This window comes from Colwellia sp. C1TZA3 (assembly GCF_007954265.1).
Taxonomy (GTDB): domain Bacteria; phylum Pseudomonadota; class Gammaproteobacteria; order Enterobacterales; family Alteromonadaceae; genus Cognaticolwellia.
Genome location: NZ_VOLS01000007.1, coordinates 49,976 through 70,392 on the forward strand (window position 1 = coordinate 49,976; position 20,417 = coordinate 70,392).

Sequence of the window (20,417 nt, forward strand, 5' to 3'; positions counted from 1 at the left end):
ATATAGTGCAAAGCATCGACGCAGAAATAATGACTGTTGATACTATGTTGGAAGACATTTATCAACACTACGGTTACGACTTTCGTGGTTATGCGCGCGCGTCAATAGAGCGGCGCATTAAGTTATTTTTAGCCGATTCAGACTACCCATCTGTTTTAAAAGTGATGCCAAAATTGCTCAATGATGGTGAATTCTTTGCCAAATTTGTTAGCTATTTATCGGTCTCAGTGACCGAATTTTTTCGCGATCCCGAGGTCTACCGGGTCGTTAGAGAACAAGTAGTGCCGCTGTTGAAAACCTGGTCACATATTAAAATCTGGCATGCTGGTTGTGCCACCGGCGAGGAAGTTTATTCGCTGGCTATCGTTCTAAAAGAAGAGGGACTATACGATCGCACGACCATTTATGCCACCGACATCAGTGAAGACGCCATTACGAAGGCGCAGCAGGGCATTTATAACATGGCAACAATGCGCGACGACACCTTAAAATACCAGCGCACAGGTGGTAAAACCTCGTTTTCAGACTATTACCATGCACGCTATGATGCCGTTGCTATGAGTGCTGCGCTAAAAGAGCGCATGGTTTTTTCGACTCACAATCTGGCTTCTGATAGTAGCTTTGGCGAAATACACCTGATTTTTTGTCGTAATGTAATGATCTATTTCAACCAAGAATTAAAAAACCGAGCCCTAGGCCTGTTTACTGAAAGCTTAGTGCATGGTGGTTTCCTTTGTCTTGGCAGCAAAGAAGATATTCGTTTTTCCAATGTTTCTCATCGCTACCAAGTGCTTGCTGACAAAGAAAAAATTTATCGAAAACTGGGTGTTTTATGAGTTACCGTGCCATCGTCATTGGTGGTTCATCAGGCAGTTATACTGCGCTTAGCAGTGTACTGGGCATGTTGCCAGCAGATTTTTCGTTACCGATTATTATTGTGCTGCACCTACATCCCACCGACAGCGAAGGTTTCGCTGAGCATCTGGGCCATGAAACTCCGCTGACAGTCATCGAGCCCTGCGACAAGCAAATGACCCAGCCCGGCTGCGTCTACACAGTGCCGGCTAACTATCACATGTTGCTTGAGCGCGATGGCAGCATAGCATTATCAGTAGACAAAAAAGTAAATTGGTCACGCCCTTCCATCGACGTTTTGTTTGAAAGTGCTGCGTGCGCGTGGCAAGCACAGCTTATTGCTGTGCTGCTTTCAGGCGCTAATTGCGATGGTATGCAAGGTATGCTTGCTGTTCAGCAAGCGGGTGGCTACAACATTGCTCAGGACCCAACCAGCACTAAAAACCCGGTGATGCCACAAGCGGCAATTACGGCTGGCGCAATAGACGAGGTACTGAGCACACAAAATATTGCTAAGCGATTGATCGACTTAGCTGCACTGGAGCATTGCGCGCCAAAGCCGCGGTCACTCGCCAGCACCCGCTTATTAAAGTTACTGCCAAAGGACTCACGCAGATGAAAAACACACAAAAAATTCTTATCGTTGACGATCGCAAAGAAAACCTAATAGCCTTGCGTCTGGTACTAAGCGATCTCAACCTCGACGTTGAGATCATCGAGGCGAGTAATGGCAACGACGCTCTTGCGGCCACCTTACAGCATCGCTTTAGCCTCGCGATATTAGACATCATGATGCCGGGCATGGATGGTTACGAACTGGCCAGCTATCTGCGCGGCGACGAAAAAACAAAATTAACGCCTATTATTTTTGTCTCCGCCGCACACACCGACGAACAAGACGTGTTCAAAGGTTATGAAGTCGGGGGTATTGATTACATTGTTAAGCCCATTGTGCCGCAAATATTGCTCGGTAAAGTGAAGTTGTTTCTCGAGATGGACCGTTACCGTGAGGCATTAGCCGAGAAATTAAGTGAAGAGCTAGAACGGCGTTATACTCTGGCCAATGTACCAGAAGTGTCTTCAGTTCTCATCGACACCGAATCGTTGTCAACCTCCAACAAGGAAAAATTTCAGGCCTTGGTTCAGCGCTATAGTCAGGCATTGATGCAAGCGGTTGAGAACTTGATCCTAAAAGTAGGCCACCCAGTGGCAGAGCAGCTTCGCGCGATCGCACAGGAGTTAGGTAAGCTGTTTGCCACCTCCCGAGACGTCGCAGAATTGCATTCCCTTGCACTGGCAAGAACAACCAAACAAGTGCCACCGCTAAAGGCTAAAGCGATTATCGAAGAAGGTCGATTTGTCGTACTCGAGGTAATGGGCAACCTATCTACTTATTATCGCCAGCGTGGTCCACAAACAGAGCCTAACTGCCATGAGAGCACAGAAAAAACAAACCTAAGGAAGGCACATGATTAAGTATAAATTGACCTTGTATGTGACCGGAAAAACCGCCCGTTCAGCTGCCGCCATTAACAATATTACCCAAATCTGCGAGCAAGAGCTCCAAGGTGATTATGATATTACTGTGGTTGATGTTATCGAACATCCTGAAATTGCCGAGGAGCAGAAAATTATGGCGACTCCTACGCTGGTGAAAACAAAACCCGAACCTTCGCGTCGGGTTATTGGTGATATCAATGCGACAAAACCTGTTCTACTTAATCTTGATATCGTCTCTGAGCATAATTCAGCACCCGATATAGAGGAAGTTTCCTTATGAAACCAGCAACGAAACAGTTGACAAACACACTCGGAAAAGTTGTAACTGGCATTAGTGGCTTAGACTACATCGCTTTTGGTGGTTTGCCCAAAGACCGTACTACACTCGTGGTAGGTACCTCGGGTAGCTCAAAAACCTTACTTGCCATCCAGTTTTTAGTTGAAGGTATTCGCAAGGGTGAGCACGGGGTGTTTGTTACTTTTGAAGAATCGCCAGAAGACATTATGCGCAACGTCAGTGGTTTTGGTTGGGACCTCGAACAGTACGTAAACGAAGGCAAGCTTGCTTTCGTTGATGCGAGTCCTCAACTCGATCATCGCGATATCGAAATTGGCAGTTATGACCTCGGCGCCCTAGTGGCGCGGCTCAATTACGCGGTTAAAAAAGTGCAGGCGCAACGCCTGTCAGTCGATTCATTAGGCAGTATTTTTGGACAATTAACCGCCACCGAAATTGTGCGCCGAGAACTGCATCAAATATTCATGAAACTGAAAACCTTAAGTGTCACCTCGATGGTGACAGCTGAACGCACCGAAGAGTACGGCGCCTTAGCGCGTTATGGCGTAGAAGAATTTGCCGCTGACAATGTTATTATTTTGCGCAATGTGCTCGATTCGGAAAGACGTCGTCGCACACTCGAAATTCTGAAATTCCGTGGAAGCGATCATTGCAAAGGCGAATATCCATTTTCCATCACGGTAGAAGACGGCATTATTGTGATCCCGCTAGGCGAAACCCGACTAGAGCAAAAATCATCCAAGCAGCGAGCTTCTTCTGGCAACGACGTGCTTAACGAAATGTCGGGCGGCGGCTATTTTCGAGACTCCATTGTGCTGCTCTCTGGCGCTACCGGTTGTGGCAAAACCTTGCTTGCCAGCACGTTCGTTGTAGCTGAGCAAGGTCCAGAGGAGCGCACACTGTTTTTCGCTTATGAAGAGAGCCGCGAGCAGTTGACACGCAATGCCGACGGCTGGGGTATCGATTTTAAAAAGCTGGAACAAAGCGGCCAGTTAAAAATTATTTGTAATTACCCTGAATTTCTATCGCTTGAAGATCATCTGTTGCTGATAAAAAAATCTATCGCAGAGTTTAAACCCACACGCATTGCCGTTGACAGTCTGTCGGCATTAGAGCGCGTAGCCTCGGGTAAATCGTTTCGGGAGTTCGTCATCGGCCTCACTTCATTTATCAAAAATGAGCAGATATTGGGGATGTTCACTGTCGCAACGCCTGATTTGCTAGGCAGCGCATCGGTCACCGACGAACACATTTCCACCATTACAGATACCATCATTATGCTGCGTTATGTCGAAATGTTTGGTGAAGTACACCGTGGTATCATGGTGCTGAAAATGCGTGGTTCAATGCACGACAAGGGCATTCGGCAATATCAAGTTGACAGTCAAGGTATGCACATTGGTGGCCAGTTTCATGGCATCAGCGGCATTTTGTCTGGTAATCCAGTGCATGTACCGCAAAACGACTACGATCGTATCGGCACTTTGTTCCAAGAAGAATAAGAAAAATAAATAAGCCATATTCAATGCGTAAAGCACCTACCGGTGTTATTACAACGGGATATGCCTAATAGCATAATAAGTTAGTGGCGAAAAAGCCAATCAATAGCGAAGGAAGTACACGGATGACCGCGAGACAAAAAGTTCTTATCGTCGACGACCGCAAAGAAAACCTGATAGCTCTACGTCAGGTACTGAGCGACATTGACGTTGAGGTTATCGAAGCGACCAGTGGTAACGACGCTCTTACGGCTACGCTAGAGCATAAGTTTTGTCTCGCCATTTTGGACGTTAACATGCCAAAAATGGATGGTTACGAGCTAGCTAAATACTTGCGTGGCGATGACAACACTCGGCAAATCCCTATTATTTTCGCTTCGGCCGAGTATACCGAGGAAGCACAGATATTTAAGGGTTATGAAGTTGGCGGCATCGACTACATCATCAAACCTATAGTGCCAGCCGTGCTGTTGGGGAAAATCCGTATCTTCCTTGAACTGGCTCGCAGCCATGATAAAGCAATAAAAAATGAGCAACAGTTACGCTTTGTTAGCGATCATGTTCCGGTGATGATTGCCCAGTTCGATAACGATAAGCGCTTTTTATTTGTTAACAAACCCTATGCTTTAATGGTTGGTTACAGGGTTGATGAGATTATTGGCCAGTATGCCAGTGATATAATGTCTGAGGCGGTATTTTTGGAGATGGAAGCCTACATGGATGCCACTCTGGCTGGTGAATTTAACGACTTTGACTTAACACTAGCGGTACTGCCTAAAGGCATAGACACGGTTAATGTCCGTGTCTCGCCAAATATTAATGCTTCAGGGCAAGTAACTGGCTTGCTCACCGCCATCTCTGACATTACCAAGCGCAAAAAAGTCGAGCAGTCGCTACTTAAATCGACCAAAGGCTTTAAAGAGATTGTTGCTAAAAGTGACGATGCGATCCTTGTGCTCGACGAAGGCAACCATGTTGTTTATGTTAATCCATCTGCTGAGGAGATATTTCAACGTAAATCAGAAAGTTTTATTAATCATTATTTTGGTGGCCCTATAATCGATGGTCAATATACTGAAATCGATATTTTTCGCAAGGGCAAAGAGTCTGGCATCGGTGAATTACATTCGGTTGAATGCATGTGGATGGGAGGCCCAGGCAACCTAGTTACTGTGCGCGACATTACCGAGCGTAAGGAAGCAGAGTTGGGCTTAATGCATCTAGCCCACACGGACCAACTGACTGGGCTCGCTAATCGGACGGCACTCTATGATAGCTTTATGCGTGAGGTTGCGACGGCAAAACGCACTGGTAAATATATTGCAGTAATGATGTTAGATTTGGATAAGTTTAAGCTGATCAACGATACCTACGGTCACGAGGCCGGTGATCGCCTACTGATGGAATGTGCACAACGTATTAAAGACAGCTTAAGGGAAACTGATATTGCTGCCCGCCTTGGCGGCGATGAATTTGTGGTGATGGCAACCAACCTAGACACCGCGGATTCAGCGGCAGCGGTGGCAGAAAAAATCACTAAACGAATGCAGGATCCGTTTGTTATAGTCAATAATAACTGTTCAATTACTCTGAGTTGTGGCGTGGCTATTTACCCGAAAGATGGGGCGAATATGGAGGAGCTGTTAGCGAACGCTGATGCAGCGCTGATGCGAGGCAAGGCGGCAGGTCGCAATCAGTATCAGTTTTACGACGACGCCATACATCAGCTCACTATTCAGGCGCGTGAGCTGGATAATGAACTCAAAATTGCCATTAAAGAAAAGCAATTTGTGCTCTATTTTCAACCACAATTCGATAACAAAGTTATCGTCAGTGCAGAAGCCCTGATACGCTGGAATCACCCCAGCAAAGGCCTACTCTATCCAGACAGTTTTCTATCTGCACTAATGAAAATGGATTTTAAGGAAGTTGAGTTATGGACAATAAGCAAAGGTCTGCAGATGCTGAAGGCTTGGCAGGACAAGCACAAGAAAAAATTTCATGTCTCCGTCAATCTGTCAGCACCCACCTTGCAGGATCCTAATCTGCCGGCCTATGTTGATGCCCAGGTTAAAGCTGTTGGTCTTAATCACGAGAATCTAGAGCTTGAAATCACCGAAGGTATGCTAGTAGAAAATGCCACGCAGACCTCAAAAAATCTAACCTTGCTGAGTGAAATGGGCGTAAGTATCGCGCTAGACGATTTTGGTGTCGGCTATTCCTCAATGGTATATCTGCTGAAATATCCACAAATAAGTACACTTAAAATCGACTGTAAATTTGTCTGGGAGATGGAGAAAAATGCTAGGAACCTAGCTATCTTGAAATCTATTATCGACCTTGGCCATGCCTTAAATATGCGTATTGTCGCTGAAGGCGTTGAAACTCCAAGACAGTTCGAGCTTTTGAATCACTATGGTTGTGAAAATTTTCAAGGTTATCTGGTTTCTCCTGCCATTGCGGCAGAAAATTGGCAAGAACAAGCGCAGGGATGGCACGATACTATAGCCACATTGACGAAGTAATAATAATGTTGAAAGCGCGCTAAGGCGAAGGCTATATTATTGATATAGTGTTCGCTCTAAGAGGTAAAAAATAAAAACTTCCCAGTGTCGTCATTCAAAAGTTTGACTAATTAAATTCAAGCTGATCGGGTGCATATAAGCATGTTGTACCAAGCTTACTAATTATTTGACTATTTCAGCCCGGTTAAAACAACCCATTACAGCGTTATTTATTTACTCATTATCGCTGGGTTGATGCAGCTTATAAAGTAGACCACCTAATTAATCAAATTGGTATTATACCAATTTGATTAATTAGGTGGTCTACTTTTTCATGAGGAAAAATGGACAAATACAAGGCATAAAATTTAGTAAGTAGTTATTCTACTTATAAATTTTATAACGCAGTAGTTATTCATTTTAACCATTAAAAATGAGCAGGTAATTAATCAACTTGGTATTACTTGTCAGTATCTACTGGACTTAAGGGAAATATGCTACCGTTTAACCTATTTCGATGTTTAGAGGCTTATTATTGATCATGTCATTTGAACTCTTATTTTTGTTCCTTGCCGGTTTTTTTGGTGGTGTTGTTAACTCAATAGCTGGTGGTGGAAGTTTTATTACTTTTCCCGCGCTTATCTTTGTCGGTATTCCTCCTATTATGGCTAATGCGACCAATACTTTTGCGTCATGCGCTGGTTATATGAGTGGTACTTATGCTTTTAGAAAAGAGCTTGCTGAGCATAAAGATGATTTACTGGTCATCATCATTATTAGTTTAATGGGTGGTGTTTTTGGTGCTTGGCTATTGCTGCAAACATCGGAAGTGGTATTTCAAGTCGCTATTCCTTGGTTATTGTTATTTGCTACCCTGCTGTTTATTTTTGGTGGCCAGATTAATGCGGAATTTAAAAAAATAGCTACTAAGCACCAACACGCATCTGCCATTGGTGGGGTTTTATTGTTGATACTATTGTTAGCAGTATCTATTTATGGGGGCTTTTTCAATGCGGGGTTGGGCATCATTGTACTGAGTTATTTAGCATTAGCGGGCTACACCAATATCAATGCGATGAATGGATTAAAATTATTAGTGTCATCAACCGTGTCATTAATTGCCATCGTCTTGTTTATTTATAATGACGTTATTGTCTGGTATGAAGGCACTATTTTATTATGCGGCACATTAGTGGGAGGTTATATGGCAGCGAACATATCACGGCAATTACCACAGAAAAAAGTCAGAGGTTTTGTGATTGTGGCCAGTGTTGCGACGACATTGTATTTCTTTTTTGCAACTTATTTAGGTTAGTGGTAAATATAATTTATTTTGTTGTGTTGAAGATATTCAGCGAAAAATTGTCAGTAATATTGTAGGTACAGCGTAGATAGTAGAGTATTACTTTTTTAGCTCACAACTTTTAGCTCACAACTTTTAGTTTACAACTTTTAGCTCACAATACTGTTAGCTTGCAACACCGTTAGCCTACAACAGGCATAAGCTTAGCTTAAACACAGGTAAATTGATTATTGTTATATTTCATCCTATAGCTGACGAGGTAAAATCTATTAGCACAAGGTCTGCGAGTAACTTTTAGCCATGAAAATTACTTATTAAAACAGTTAATTTTATTATGAGCAAAGTCTTGTTATACCAATTTGATTAATTAAGTGATCTACTTTTTCATAAGGAAAAAGGGACAAATACAAGGCATAAAATTTAGTAAGTAGTTATTCTACTTATAAATTTTATAACGCAGTAGTTATTCATTTTAACCATTAAAAATGAGCAGGTAATTAATCAACTTGGTATTATAGCCAATATACTCTTGTAATTAGTACTCTGCTGGAGACAAGTCATATTGCTGTTTAATGGTTAATCGCTGCTCAGCAATATTATCAAAGGCTCGCTGGTAGGTTTGTAGTATTTGATCGGGTGTCTCGATATTAAATGCCAAGTAATTACCGGTTTTATTGACCTGCCATACCTTCTCATAGACATTAGCATCTAAGTTGTTTTTTTTTGCTAAATGCTCAAAAGCATGAATAGAGGTAACCATCATATCTACACGGCCTGATTGCATCATTAAAAAGGCTTGTTCTAATTTTGAAATTTTTGCGATATTAGCGGCAGGAAAACCAACTTTATGCAGTGAAATGCCTGAAATATCACCTTTTACTGCGGCGACAGTATGATTAAACACTTGCTCTACGTTGGAGAAGTTAAAGTTTTTTGATTTTTTGGCAATTAAGACATGTGTAGAATGAAAAAAAGGCCCGACCCATTTAAATAGCTTTGCACGTGCTTGAGTTTTAGACATAGTAAATAAAGCGGTGTTATTTTTATCTAAAGTAAATTTATAGCCGCGTGCCCATGGCACTAACAGCACTTCTTGTTCAGGTAGATTTAAATTCTTCCAGATAGCTTTTAGTGTATCTACTGAAATGCCCTTTAGTTCATTATTAACTAAATAATTGGCTGGCGGGTAAACCTCGGTATAAAAGGTGATGTTTTCAATGGCTGATGGTGGTTGAAATGCCTTCAGTTGAGGAAGCACTAAAAAAAACAACAAAATAGCTTTTAAAATAAATTTTTGCATTAGAAAGATCAGTACCAAATCATCGGGGAATCATGATAGCAAAAATTCTAATATTAATTAAGTTTAATTATGGAAATCAAGTTACTATAAGCTTAATTAGGCTCTGCTTGACCAAAGACCAAAGACTAACGACTAAAGATCTTGGATTATAGCTAACCACGATTATATTTCTCTTGAGCGTTTATCTTCTGCTATGCCTGCACGCTATTTGTTAGCTAGAGAGTTTTTAGATGGGCGCTTAAAGATTAATTTATATACTTATACCTATGCAATCGCAGAGGTTATTAATTAACTTGCTATAACTAAGTTGATGGCATAAGTGAGAACTTACAGCTGTATAAATCTTAAAACTGGCGGCTTGGTATAAGTGCATAAGCCGATTTTTTAGTGTTATACCAATTTCATTAATTAGGTGGCCTACTTTATACGCAGTGAAAGTAGCCAAATACTAGGCATTTATTTTAATAATTAGTTGTTCTAATGATTAAATAAATAACACAGTAGTTGGTGGTTTTAACTAGTAGAAATGATCAGATAATTAATGAGATTGGTATTATACCAATCCCATTAAGTTATTGCTCACTTGTACTAGTTAAAATAGCTCAAGGCTGTGTTGCTCTCAATCCCAATAGCCAGCTATTGCTCAATCGAGCGCCTTACCTTGAGTTATTTTTCCTGCGCACAACAAGATCACAAACTTAATGGAACTGGTATTAGCTTAGTAATAGAGACAAAAAAACCAGCTGATGGCTGGCTCTTTCAATAAAATGTAGCTTGCGACTTTACAATTTAGTCTGCTAATTCAGCTAAACAAAGTTCATCGTAAATTTGCTTAACCCAAGTATCAACACGCTCAGCAGTTAGTTCAGGCTGGCGGTCTTCATCAATACACAAACCGATGAAGTTGTTTTCGTCAACTAAGCCTTTTGAGGCTTCAAACTCATAACCTTTGGTTGGCCAGTTACCAACAATAACAGCACCTTTTGACTCGACGATATCACGCAATGGCTCCATCGCATCACAGAAGTACTCAGAGTAATCTTCTTGATCGCCTAAACCAAATATGGCCACCAGTTTGTCAGTGAAATCAATTTCTTCTAATTCAGGTAAGAAGTCATCCCAGTCACATTGGTTTTCGCCATAATACCAGGTAGGAATACCTAAAATTATTAAGTCGAACTCAGCGATTTCTTCTTTGGTACTTTTGGCGATATCTCTAACATCGACAAGGCTTTTACCCAATTTTTTTTGGATCATTTTACCTACGGCTTCGGTGTTACCTGTGTCACTTCCGAAAAATAAACCTACAATTGCCATCAATTTAACCTTTTTATAGCTAACTAAACTTCAATATCGTTGGCATCAAGCGACTGAACTAATAGGGCTTCTATTAACTCACTTCGACTAACACCTTTATCATTTGCTAAAGCGTCTAATCGTTCATATACATCTTGATGTAATTTAAACTCTATACGCTTTAAGCCATTGTTCTTATCGCGCTTGACCTGATTGCGTTTGTTTATTTTTACTTGCACGCTGCGTGAATGAGGGTTCGTTTTTGGTCGCCCCGGTCGCTTTTCATCGCTAAATAAGTCAATGGTCGTTAAATCTGCTACTTCTTTTGCCATTTTATTACTTACTTATCCAACGCCTTGGCTTTCCCAAATAAACTGAATGATGCCTTTTGCGATAAATCCAGCACACCCTAAAAATAATACAAAATAAACAACTATCTTTCCCATCTTAGGTACATCGTTTTTTTTCATCACATCATGCATTGATAAGCCAATGAAAATAAAGATAAAAGCAAAAAATAAATTTAGCCCGATAGTTTCAATTAATTCGAAGTGTTCTGCTAACATATTTAACCCTAAAATTTTCAGGGCGCACTATAGCATATTACGGCTTTTAAAGACATTATTTTTGTTACCTGAGTAACCGCTTTGCCAGCATTTTTTTGCTATTTTGGCGCCTGTGAGTCTGATCATAAAATAATTTTATCACGCTAATTATATAAAGTTATACTGTTTGCTATCAGCGCTAGATCAATTAATTTGTTAAAAAACCTTCAACGCTGCGATTAAAGGCGACAGTTTTTTCAGCATGTAACCAATGTCCTGCACCTTGAATAATGCGGGCACGGCTGTGTGGAAATAAGCGTAATATTTCTGTGCGGTGTTCTGGCAATATATAGTCAGAATTAGCCCCTTTGATAAACAAGGTTGGCCCTTGATAGCTATGGCTGCCTTGATAAGTTTTCATTATTTTTGGATAGTTTTTTGCGATGTATTCAAGATTACATTTAAAAGAAAACTGACCCTTTTCGCTGCTTAAATTGCGCAGTAAAAATTGTCGCACGCTTAGGTTATCAACATATCGACTGAGCTGTTTATCAGCGTCTTTACGTTGTTTTATTGTGGCAAAGTCAAGCGACTTTAAGCCGGCAATAATTTGGTGATGGTGCGGTGGGTACTCAGCTGGGGCAATATCAGCTACGATTAACTTTTCAACTAGCGCTGGCGCAGTAAGGGCTAATTCCATGGCTATTTTTCCGCCCATAGAATGCCCTAGTACTACGGCACTTTCTATGGCTAGGTGCTGCATAATATCAACCATGTCTTGTGCCATGGTTGAGTAGTCCATGACACTATCGTGAAATGAGTCGCCATGGTTACGGACATCAACACTGGTTACTCGATAATTTTCCGCTAAGGCCTTTGCCACCATATTAAGGTTTTCTAGGCGGCCAAATAAACCGTGTATAAGGATAATGTCTTTACCGTTGCCAGATTGTTGATAGTTTAAAAGCTTCGCCATTGCGGTCTCTTATAGGGTTATTTAAAGGGGGGGGGAATTACGCTTATTTTTACATTTTGAGGCGATAAGATCCAAATTAAATTTGTTTCAAATATAGTGGTGTATGAATTTAAATGCCTGGATTATTATGGCTAATGGCTAATGGCTAATGGCTAATGGCTAATGGCTAATAGTTAATTTTAATAGCTTAACCACGGGCTTTTTGAAAAATATTTCCATCATTTGTTAATCCTCTATAGAGACTTATTATTAACGCAAGTATAATCTTGCCGCGATCTATCATAATTTTCCTAGGGTCATTAATGAAAAACATCGAAATAGATGAAGAACTTTATCAACACATTGCCTCAAATACCCAATACATTGGCGAAAGTGCATCGTCGATATTACGGCGTTTAATTAACTTACCAAGCCAAAACAATGCTGAGGTTGTTACGGCAGCTAAAGTAGAACTTGTTGAAAAAATTGTAGAAGCAGTTGTTGAAGAGCCAGTAGTAGAGGTAACGGTTGATGTTAATGGTTCAGTATTTCATTACATCAATAGAGAAGAGTTGGCTATGCAGCGTGGCGCTGTTGGTCGATTCTTATTGGTATTAGCGGCATTACATCGGGTGCATGGCCAGCGTTTTTCAGTCGCTTGTCAGATCAGAGGTCGTGACCGTCTATATTTTGCGGACAGTGAAGCTGAATTAGTGGCCAGTGGCAGTAGTACCAAGCCTCGTCAGATCCCAGAAAGCCCATTTTGGGTGATTACCAATTCAAACACGACCCGTAAAAAAATGATGTTAACTGAAGTCAGTCGAGCATTAGGCTATAACGAGCAAGATGTAGAAGACATTCGCGATTTACTTTAGTTATCGTGGTTATTTAACTCGCGATTAACTAATGATTAGCTTGTGATTAAGTAACGTACACCGCTTAAATTTTTATCAGGGATAAGGAAATTAAATGACCATTCATCAACATGCAGGCAAACTAGCAAGACCGATAGATAGAATTAACATTGGTCGTTTAGTTAGCGATTATTTTTTACAAACACCAAATGTTGAGATTGCTGAGCAAAAAGTTACTTTTGGTACTTCAGGGCATCGTGGTAATGCCAGTAAATTAAGCTTCAATCAGCAGCATATTGAAGCTATTTGTCAGGCGGTAGCTGAATATCGTTTAGCGCAAGGCTTTAATGGGCCACTTTATTTAGGTAAAGATACCCATGCGTTATCTGAACCGGCCTTTGCTTCTGCTATTTCTGTATTAATCGCCAATAATGTCCCTGTTGTTATTCAAGACGATGATGGCTTTACGCCAACACCAGTTATTTCACGGTTGATTATTGTCCATAATAAAACCCAGTCTAGCCAAGCTGATGGTTTGATCATCACGCCTTCGCATAATCCACCAAGCGATGGTGGCATTAAATATAATCCTCCTCATGGTGGTCCAGCCGAAGGTGAAATAACTCAAGTTATTGAACAACGTGCGAACGACATTATTGCTAATAAATTGCTTGCTGTTAAACGTCTTGATTATAGCCAAGCACTAAAATCTGCATTACTGACTCGCGAAGACTTTATCACTTTTTATGTTGAACAATTAAGCCAGGTTGTCGATATGGAGGCGATTGCAAAAGCAGGTGTACATATTGGTGTCGACCCTTTAGGCGGTTCAGGTATTCATTATTGGCCGGTAATCGCTAAAAAATATGCTTTGAAATTAGACATAGTCAATCCGGTAGTTGATGCCAGTTTTGCTTTTATGCCGTTAGATAAAGATGGCAAAATTCGTATGGATTGTTCATCACCTTATGCCATGGCAGGCTTAATTGCCTTGAAAGACAAGTTTGATATTGCCGTAGGCAACGACCCTGATTTTGATCGCCACGGTATTGTCACCAAAAGCGGTGGTTTGATGAACCCTAATCATTACCTAGCGGTGTCTATCCACTATTTAATGACCCATAGAGCTTGGCCTAAAACCTGTAAAATAGGTAAAACACTAGTCTCTAGTTCGCTAATTGACCGCGTTGCCAAGCTTATCGACCGTCCGCTTTCAGAAGTACCTGTTGGTTTTAAATGGTTTGTTGATGGTTTACATGATGCTAGCTATGCCTTTGGTGGTGAAGAAAGTGCAGGTGCAACCTTTATCGCCCGTGACGGCAGTTGTTGGACCACTGACAAAGACGGTTTTGTAATGACTTTGCTAGCGGCTGAAATGCTTGCTGTTACTGGAAAAGACCCTTATCAATTATATCAAGAACTTGCACAGCAACTAGGCGAACCTTGCTATGGTCGTGTTGAAGCAGTCGCTAACTTGCAGCAAAAGCGAGTACTTACTTCGCTAACAGCGGGTGCTATTACTACTGATGTGTTAGCTGGTGAAAAAATCAGCCAAATATTGTCACATGCGCCTGGTAACAATGCCGCTATTGGTGGCATTAAAGTGTGTACTGAAAACGGTTGGTTTGCTGCTCGCCCGTCAGGCACTGAAGATATTTATAAAATATACGCAGAAAGTTTTATTGATGATGCGCATTTACAGTTAATTATTAGCGATGCACAAAAACTTGTCAGCGCTGCCTTTGTTGCTGCTGGTTTGTAGCACTAGCATAAAATACGGTTGAAATATGGCTAGCATGGTGTTGAATAAAGCTGCTAACGGCAGCTTTATTCGGCGTTGTGTTATTCTAATATTTACTTATTATTTTTTGCTACAAGATATTTCCAATCAAAGATCATGAAATTTTATGCGTTGTTTTCTGTTCTTATAATATTAAGCAGACGTCAAGGTAGTTTTATTTACGCCCAGTGTATTATCAAGTATCGTGGTGGCAATTAAGACTGATATAATGAGCTTTAATATTGCTCAATCGATTATAAATAAATAAATAAATAAATAAAAATAACAACAATCAGTTAGTCATCGAGATATTACGTATCTAGCTATTGATATATTCTCAGTAATGGAAATTAAATGACGTCAATCAATTATTTTGAAAAATATGGTGGCTTTGCCACTTTATATCCTCTTGTCGGTGAGTTTTACGATGCGGTTTTAGAGTCAGATATTGTCGCTTACATTTTTGAACCTATTGGCATGGAAAGGTTAATTGAGCACCAAACCAAATATTTGGCGGCTATGATGGGTGGCCCAGGTGAATATGATGATGAAAAGCTCAAATCAGCTCATAGTCAATTTAAGATCACTGAAACTGAATGGAATGAAGTTGTCGGAATTTTTATCGCTACATTGAACAATTTTAAAGTTGAAGCAGACGACATCAAAACCTTAGCTAGCTTGATAGCGGCTCGAAAACCGTTAATTGTTGCGGAATAATAATATGGGCTTTGATTTATTAAATAAATTAAACATTGTCGTAGCAATATGTGACAGGCAAACATTGATGCCTTCTTATTCGAGTAGCAAATTTAAGGCGATGATAGGAGCATGTGGTGAGGCTATTTTCAACCTATTTGAGAGCAAAGATAAACAATTTTCTAGAGAGAAAGTCTTAACTGTAGATGCACAAAATCCTTATGAATTTGTAATACAATTAAAAGATGATCGCACGCGTAAAACCATTAAAGTTACCATTAGTGATTATTGTAAAGAGCAATTAATGATTGTGGGTCAGGACATAAGCGAATTAAAGAAACTAGAATACTCATTACAGTCTTATGCGTCTATTATGGAGACACAAGAAAAAAGCCTAATTAAAATGGCCTATACCGACTCACTAACCGGTATTGCCAATCGTCGAGCTATGTTTAAAAAATTTAATGAATACATTGAATACCAAAACCAAGATAATATTAATGTTTCTCTATGTGTACTCGATATTGATCATTTCAAGCAGTTTAATGACATTTATGGTCATGAATTTGGTGATGATGTACTTAAATCTTTTGCCGAGAAGGTTACGCTAGCATTAGATGATGACTGCTATTTTGCCCGTATTGGCGGAGAAGAATTTTGTGTATTGAGTTACACACGTAATAGCGTAGAGTTAAATACGCTGATTCATAACGTTTTAGATTCAATAAAATTTTCCGAGATACTAACACCAGAAAAAAATATTACTCAAATTAGTTTTAGTGCCGGTATTGTTGAGTATACAAAACATGGTACGACTTTAGATGAACTACTAAGCAACGCCGATAAAGCCTTATACTTTGCTAAAGCAACTGGGCGTGGTCAAGTTATTTCTTTTTCAACAGACTTACTTGCAAAACATGAAGCCACATTAACGGCTAAATTTCGAGAAACAAAGCGTTGAGTTATTTATCGCTATCGGTGATGAAATTTTAATTTTCAACCACTTTGAACAGGCTTTTGTTACCAAGTTAAAATCATAGTGATATTAAACTCAGCTTTTTTCAATGTTATTTTACACAATAGCACGATAAGAATAAGCCGAGTAAGTGATAAGAACTGGCCTTAAAAATCAACAGTAATGATCGCTATTGAACCATCTGTACAAATGCCACTTTAATTAATTGCATCGGCCATTTACCAATAGAACAGTTATGCTACGAAAATTTACTGATCTTTAATAAGCAAAGTGAAACCATAAAATAGTCATTGATATGACGGCATAAATTATCAAAAGCACGGCTTGTTAATTAGCCAAGTGATAAAGTCTCACCTGAGTACAAAGCGGCTGTTAACTCTCTTCAACATCACTCTAACTAAAGATTAGTTTAATATGAAAGTTAATCACAATATAAACGCTGTTTTACCACCTACTGTATTTTATGACATTAAGCGTCAGCTGGTAAAAAGCTCGTTCTGTAATCATACTGCTGACCTTTTTACTTTACGACACACTAGTATAATACCAATTTGATTAATTAAGTGATCTACTTTTTCATGAGGAAAAATGGACAAATACAAGGCATAAAATTTAGTAAGTAGTTATTCTACTTATAAATTTTATAACGCAGTAGTTATTCATTTTAACCATTAAAAATGAGCAGGTAATTAATCAACTTGGTATAACCACGTTGGCAGTAGGGCAAGTAGGGCGGTCGTGCTTTAAGCTTAATGTAGGCTTCGCGTTGAAAGACACCGGCTGAAAATATTCATCAATTTCTTTAATGGGTTAATCACGATTGTTAATAAAATATAACCCAATCAGGCAGCTAATCTTCTACGGTTAATATATACCCACTTAGTTGCGTTAGACTAAAATGCAGACGTTAAAGAACACTTAACTCTTTAAAGCTATAAAGCGATATCATGACAAGAAAAATATTAACATTACCAACAAAAAGAAAAAAAGTACCCAAACAAGTAGATGAAGTCGTCAAAGAGGTATCTTGTGACGACCCACAAAAGATTTTTTTAAATGGCGTAGCCATCAATCCTTATCAGTGTATTGAGCTAGCATCAGGCTCTGAGCAACTTTCCATGCGAGCGATGGATTTGTTCACGCCGCTTGGAAGGGGTCAACGAGGTTTGATTGTTGCTCCGCCAGGCTCTGGGAAAACTACGCTTTTAAAAGATGTCTGCCAAGCGGTGGCGACAGCTTATCCCGAGATAAAGCTTTATGCCTTACTTATTGACGAGCGTCCAGAAGAGGTGACAGACTTTAAGCGAAGTGTCTCGGCACAAGTACATGCTTCTTCTACGGACGAAAGCCATGATCAACACGTTCGTGTCGCTAATAACCTGCTTAATATCGCTCGCAAGGAAGCGGGTGAAGGTCATGATGTTATGATTGTTATTGATTCTTTGACTCGACTGACAAGAGTACATAATGCCAGTCAAAAAAACAGTGGTCGTACTATGTCGGGTGGCCTTGACGCTAGCGCGATGGCGATACCACGAAAATTATTTGGTGCTGCGAGAAAGATTGAACATGGTGGGTCGCTTACTATTTTAGCCACCATACTTGTTGACACTGGCAGCCGGATGGACCAAGTGATATTTGAAGAATTTAAAGGCACGGGTAATATGGAAGTTGTTTTATCACGTGAGGCTGCACAGCAACGAATTTTTCCCGCCTTGGATATGGCTAAAAGTAGTACGCGCCGTGAGGAGTTGTTGTTTAATGCCAAAGATCTTGAGAATATAAAAAGGTTGCGAAGAGCACTTACCGGCCTTAAACCTATAGAAGGTGCTAGTAAACTTGTTGAGCTACTGAAAAAATATCCAAGCAATGCTGAGCTATTGAATCGTTAATGGCCAAAAAACATTGCAGCGTTGATGAAATGAATTAGCGCACAAAATAATAGCTTTATGCGCTAATTAGCCCTATTTCTACTGCTATATCGGCAAATAGGTAGTTAATAATCGATGGTAAGCTTTGTTACTGGCTTTGTTAATCGTTAACAGTGAGTCAAGACAATAAAGCGAATCAACTTGTTTCGCTTTATTGTTAGCTGTGATCATTAAAGACAAATATTTTATTACCAATCAAGCAACCAATAGCTATAAAAAATATCTACTGTTAAAGCTCGTACTGAGCAATTATGCACAAAGGAGATTAATACCCATCTGATTAATTATCTGATCATTTAACTTGGTTAAAACAACCGACTATTGCGTTATTTATTTAATAATTAGCCCAACGAGTTATTAAAATAAATGCCTTATATTGGGTCGTTTTTCCTGCGTATAAAGTAGACCGCCTAATTAATGAAATTGGTATAATACCAATCCTATTAAGTTATTGCTCACTTGTACTAGTTAAAATAGCTCAAGGCTGTGTTGCTCTCAATCCCAATAGCCAGCTATTGCTCAATCGAGCGCCTTACCTTGAGTTATTTTTCCTGCGCACAACAAGATCACAAACTTAATGGAACGGGTATAAATTAGCAGCGCAAGGACGTTTAGTTTCAAATCAAGTACAATAGCGCGCAATTAGCAATTAATAAGCGTTATCGTATCCAATCTACGCTACTCAATTAAACTCTACCATGACAACAGGTGAAACCGCGTGAGTGATTTTTCAAGTTCAACCAATGCCTTCGCATCAACTTTACAACAAAGTGGTGATTTTTTATCCATGACTCGTGCCAATGAATGGTCATTACCTGGTGGCGCTTTTAGTTTTGATGTTAGGCATCAAGCTTCTCAAACCTTGAGTAAAGTCACGGTATTAGATACTGGCCTAATTACCTTCGAACCGATTAATCGTGCCAGCAGCCAGGATATTGTTTTATCGAGTGCCGTTCATGGTAATGAAACCGCGCCTATTGAAATTTGTAGCGATATTATTAGCCAATTGATCCGAGGTGAATTGGCATTAGCAGAACGAGTGTTATTTATTTTTGGAAATCCAGCGTCAATGAATATTGCTGAGCGCTTTATTGAAGAAAACCTGAATCGCTTGTTTTCTGGTGGCCATTCACAAGACCAAGGCCAAGGCGTAGGTTTAATTAATAAAGAGCGTCATCGTGCTTTGTTATTAGAGAACACGGTGAGAGACTTCTTTGCTGCGGGCAGTAAGTTAGGCTCAGTAGATGGCGCAGAACGTAGCCGCTGTCATTATGATCTACATACTGCTATTCGTGGCTCAAAGTGTGATAAATTTGCGGTTTACCCTTTTTTACATGGTGCGCCGCGCAAGAAAAGTCAGCTGCAGTTTCTAAATGCTTGCGGTGTTAGTACTATTTTATTGTCACATTCTCCAACCACAACCTTTAGCTATTTTTCCTCAAATGAATTTGGCGCCGATGCTTTTACTGTTGAACTAGGTAAAGTGCGTCCATTTGGTGAGAATGATATGAGTCAGTTTGTGCAAGTTAGAGACACCTTGACCAAGCTAGTGTCAGGTCAACAGCTTGACTTAGCACCATATAAAGCTAGCGATTTTAACCTATATGAAATATCACAAGTGATTGATCGTCAGCATGAAGACTTTTCGTTAACTTTTGATGATGATGTTGAAAACTTCACAGACTTTCCTAAAGGTCATGTTCTAGCGATTGACGGTGATAAGGCAGTTAAAACTGGGCAAGACGGTGAAGCGATTATTTTCCCCAATGCTAATGTCGCTATTGGTCAACGTGCGATGCTAACTGTTATCCCCACCACACTTGCCTAAATGGATTTAGGTACTTAGGTTATGTCTGGAACTAATAACCTGTGCCTAAATGGATTTAGGTACTTAGGTTATGTCTGGAACTAATAACCTGTGCCTAGGTAGATTTCGTTATTTTGTTATATTTAGGTACTTAGGTTATGTCTGGAACAAATAACCTGTGCCTAGGTGGATTTCGTTATATTTAGGTACTTAGGTTAGCTCTAAAACTAAAAATCTGCTCCTAAATGAACTTTGGCCTTTAGCTAATGAGGTCTCGTCTGAAACTAAAATCTTTTGCATCAATACCTTAGAGTAATC

At 40.0% G+C, this 20,417-nt stretch carries 18 protein-coding genes; 13 read left to right on the top strand and 5 right to left on the bottom strand.

Annotated elements, in window-relative coordinates:
- Positions 1 to 5: 5 nt before the first annotated feature.
- The 7 genes from ESZ39_RS03525 to ESZ39_RS03555 all read left to right on the top strand — a co-directional run bounded on the left by ESZ39_RS03525 (position 6) and on the right by ESZ39_RS03555 (position 7,971).
- Positions 6 to 836, top strand: coding sequence for a CheR family methyltransferase (locus tag ESZ39_RS03525; RefSeq protein WP_223270219.1), 831 nt, complete (start codon positions 6 to 8; stop codon positions 834 to 836).
- Positions 833 to 1,474 carry a chemotaxis protein CheB gene (locus tag ESZ39_RS03530; RefSeq protein ID WP_146878415.1) on the top strand — a complete coding sequence of 214 codons (642 nt, stop codon included), beginning with the start codon at positions 833 to 835 and terminating at the stop codon, positions 1,472 to 1,474. Before ESZ39_RS03525 ends, ESZ39_RS03530 begins: the two co-directional genes overlap by 4 nt.
- Positions 1,471 to 2,331, top strand: coding sequence for a PleD family two-component system response regulator (locus tag ESZ39_RS03535; protein WP_146878416.1), 861 nt, complete (start codon positions 1,471 to 1,473; stop codon positions 2,329 to 2,331). Before ESZ39_RS03530 ends, ESZ39_RS03535 begins: the two co-directional genes overlap by 4 nt.
- A complete protein-coding gene (locus ESZ39_RS03540; RefSeq protein WP_146878417.1) occupies positions 2,324 to 2,635 on the top strand; it encodes a circadian clock KaiB family protein in 312 nt (103 codons plus the stop codon). The genes ESZ39_RS03535 and ESZ39_RS03540 overlap by 8 nt, the downstream gene beginning before the upstream one ends.
- Positions 2,632 to 4,155, top strand: a complete 1,524-nt coding sequence (gene kaiC, locus ESZ39_RS03545; protein WP_146878418.1) for a circadian clock protein KaiC — start codon at positions 2,632 to 2,634, stop codon at positions 4,153 to 4,155. The genes ESZ39_RS03540 and kaiC overlap by 4 nt, the downstream gene beginning before the upstream one ends.
- Positions 4,156 to 4,277: 122 nt before the next feature.
- On the top strand, positions 4,278 to 6,677 hold the full coding sequence (locus ESZ39_RS03550) for an EAL domain-containing protein (protein ID WP_146878419.1): 2,400 nt from the start codon (positions 4,278 to 4,280) through the stop codon (positions 6,675 to 6,677).
- A 520-nt stretch (positions 6,678 to 7,197) separates the two neighbouring features.
- Complete coding sequence (locus ESZ39_RS03555; protein WP_146878420.1) at positions 7,198 to 7,971, top strand: sulfite exporter TauE/SafE family protein; 774 nt, start codon at positions 7,198 to 7,200, stop codon at positions 7,969 to 7,971.
- Between the two features lie 523 nt (positions 7,972 to 8,494).
- Here the strand turns inward: ESZ39_RS03555 and ESZ39_RS03560 are convergent.
- From ESZ39_RS03560 to ESZ39_RS03580, 5 genes are all read right to left on the bottom strand, one after another.
- Positions 8,495 to 9,259, bottom strand: coding sequence for a substrate-binding periplasmic protein (locus tag ESZ39_RS03560; protein WP_146878421.1), 765 nt, complete (start codon positions 9,257 to 9,259; stop codon positions 8,495 to 8,497).
- A 789-nt stretch (positions 9,260 to 10,048) separates the two neighbouring features.
- Positions 10,049 to 10,576, bottom strand: a complete 528-nt coding sequence (fldA, locus tag ESZ39_RS03565) for a flavodoxin FldA (protein ID WP_146878422.1) — start codon at positions 10,574 to 10,576, stop codon at positions 10,049 to 10,051.
- 23 nt (positions 10,577 to 10,599) lie between these two features.
- Positions 10,600 to 10,887 (bottom strand): LexA regulated protein, encoded by a 288-nt coding sequence (gene ybfE, locus ESZ39_RS03570; protein ID WP_146878423.1) that lies wholly within the window; start codon positions 10,885 to 10,887, stop codon positions 10,600 to 10,602.
- 12 nt (positions 10,888 to 10,899) lie between these two features.
- A complete protein-coding gene (locus ESZ39_RS03575; protein ID WP_146878424.1) occupies positions 10,900 to 11,121 on the bottom strand; it encodes a DUF2788 domain-containing protein in 222 nt (73 codons plus the stop codon).
- 187 nt (positions 11,122 to 11,308) lie between these two features.
- Entirely contained in the window at positions 11,309 to 12,076 is a 768-nt protein-coding gene (locus ESZ39_RS03580) for an alpha/beta fold hydrolase (RefSeq protein WP_146878425.1), read from the bottom strand.
- A gap of 302 nt (positions 12,077 to 12,378) precedes the next feature.
- Between ESZ39_RS03580 and seqA the strand changes: the two genes are divergently transcribed.
- From seqA to astE, 6 genes are all read left to right on the top strand, one after another.
- A complete protein-coding gene (seqA, locus tag ESZ39_RS03585) occupies positions 12,379 to 12,930 on the top strand; it encodes a replication initiation negative regulator SeqA (RefSeq protein ID WP_146878426.1) in 552 nt (183 codons plus the stop codon).
- A 94-nt stretch (positions 12,931 to 13,024) separates the two neighbouring features.
- On the top strand, positions 13,025 to 14,671 hold the full coding sequence (pgm, locus tag ESZ39_RS03590; RefSeq protein ID WP_146878427.1) for a phosphoglucomutase (alpha-D-glucose-1,6-bisphosphate-dependent): 1,647 nt from the start codon (positions 13,025 to 13,027) through the stop codon (positions 14,669 to 14,671).
- Between the two features lie 372 nt (positions 14,672 to 15,043).
- Positions 15,044 to 15,406, top strand: a complete 363-nt coding sequence (locus ESZ39_RS03595) for a group I truncated hemoglobin (RefSeq protein WP_146878428.1) — start codon at positions 15,044 to 15,046, stop codon at positions 15,404 to 15,406.
- 67 nt (positions 15,407 to 15,473) lie between these two features.
- Positions 15,474 to 16,346 carry a GGDEF domain-containing protein gene (locus ESZ39_RS03600; RefSeq protein WP_191321696.1) on the top strand — a complete coding sequence of 291 codons (873 nt, stop codon included), beginning with the start codon at positions 15,474 to 15,476 and terminating at the stop codon, positions 16,344 to 16,346.
- A 962-nt stretch (positions 16,347 to 17,308) separates the two neighbouring features.
- Complete coding sequence (gene rho / locus ESZ39_RS03605) at positions 17,309 to 18,253, top strand: transcription termination factor Rho (RefSeq protein WP_146878430.1); 945 nt, start codon at positions 17,309 to 17,311, stop codon at positions 18,251 to 18,253.
- A 757-nt stretch (positions 18,254 to 19,010) separates the two neighbouring features.
- Positions 19,011 to 20,120: a succinylglutamate desuccinylase gene (gene astE / locus ESZ39_RS03610; RefSeq protein ID WP_223270220.1), complete on the top strand. Its 1,110-nt coding sequence runs from the start codon at positions 19,011 to 19,013 to the stop codon at positions 20,118 to 20,120.
- The last annotated feature ends 297 nt before the right edge of the window (positions 20,121 to 20,417 follow it).

Excerpts from the sequence above, each read along its gene's own strand:
- fldA (WP_146878422.1), bottom strand. The coding sequence starts at position 10,576 with ATGGCAATTGTAGGTTTATTTTTCGGAAGTGACACAGGTAACACCGAA.
- ESZ39_RS03560 (WP_146878421.1), bottom strand. The coding sequence starts at position 9,259 with ATGCAAAAATTTATTTTAAAAGCTATTTTGTTGTTTTTTTTAGTGCTT.
- kaiC (WP_146878418.1), top strand. The coding sequence starts at position 2,632 with ATGAAACCAGCAACGAAACAGTTGACAAACACACTCGGAAAAGTTGTA.
- ESZ39_RS03555 (WP_146878420.1), top strand. The coding sequence starts at position 7,198 with ATGTCATTTGAACTCTTATTTTTGTTCCTTGCCGGTTTTTTTGGTGGT.
- ESZ39_RS03580 (WP_146878425.1), bottom strand. The coding sequence starts at position 12,076 with ATGGCGAAGCTTTTAAACTATCAACAATCTGGCAACGGTAAAGACATT.
- ESZ39_RS03575 (WP_146878424.1), bottom strand. The coding sequence starts at position 11,121 with ATGTTAGCAGAACACTTCGAATTAATTGAAACTATCGGGCTAAATTTA.
- ESZ39_RS03535 (WP_146878416.1), top strand. The coding sequence starts at position 1,471 with ATGAAAAACACACAAAAAATTCTTATCGTTGACGATCGCAAAGAAAAC.
- ESZ39_RS03600 (WP_191321696.1), top strand. The coding sequence starts at position 15,474 with ATGCCTTCTTATTCGAGTAGCAAATTTAAGGCGATGATAGGAGCATGT.
- ESZ39_RS03550 (WP_146878419.1), top strand. The coding sequence starts at position 4,278 with ATGACCGCGAGACAAAAAGTTCTTATCGTCGACGACCGCAAAGAAAAC.
- pgm (WP_146878427.1), top strand. The coding sequence starts at position 13,025 with ATGACCATTCATCAACATGCAGGCAAACTAGCAAGACCGATAGATAGA.
- rho (WP_146878430.1), top strand. The coding sequence starts at position 17,309 with ATGACAAGAAAAATATTAACATTACCAACAAAAAGAAAAAAAGTACCC.
- ESZ39_RS03530 (WP_146878415.1), top strand. The coding sequence starts at position 833 with ATGAGTTACCGTGCCATCGTCATTGGTGGTTCATCAGGCAGTTATACT.
- ybfE (WP_146878423.1), bottom strand. The coding sequence starts at position 10,887 with ATGGCAAAAGAAGTAGCAGATTTAACGACCATTGACTTATTTAGCGAT.
- ESZ39_RS03595 (WP_146878428.1), top strand. The coding sequence starts at position 15,044 with ATGACGTCAATCAATTATTTTGAAAAATATGGTGGCTTTGCCACTTTA.
- seqA (WP_146878426.1), top strand. The coding sequence starts at position 12,379 with ATGAAAAACATCGAAATAGATGAAGAACTTTATCAACACATTGCCTCA.
- ESZ39_RS03540 (WP_146878417.1), top strand. The coding sequence starts at position 2,324 with ATGATTAAGTATAAATTGACCTTGTATGTGACCGGAAAAACCGCCCGT.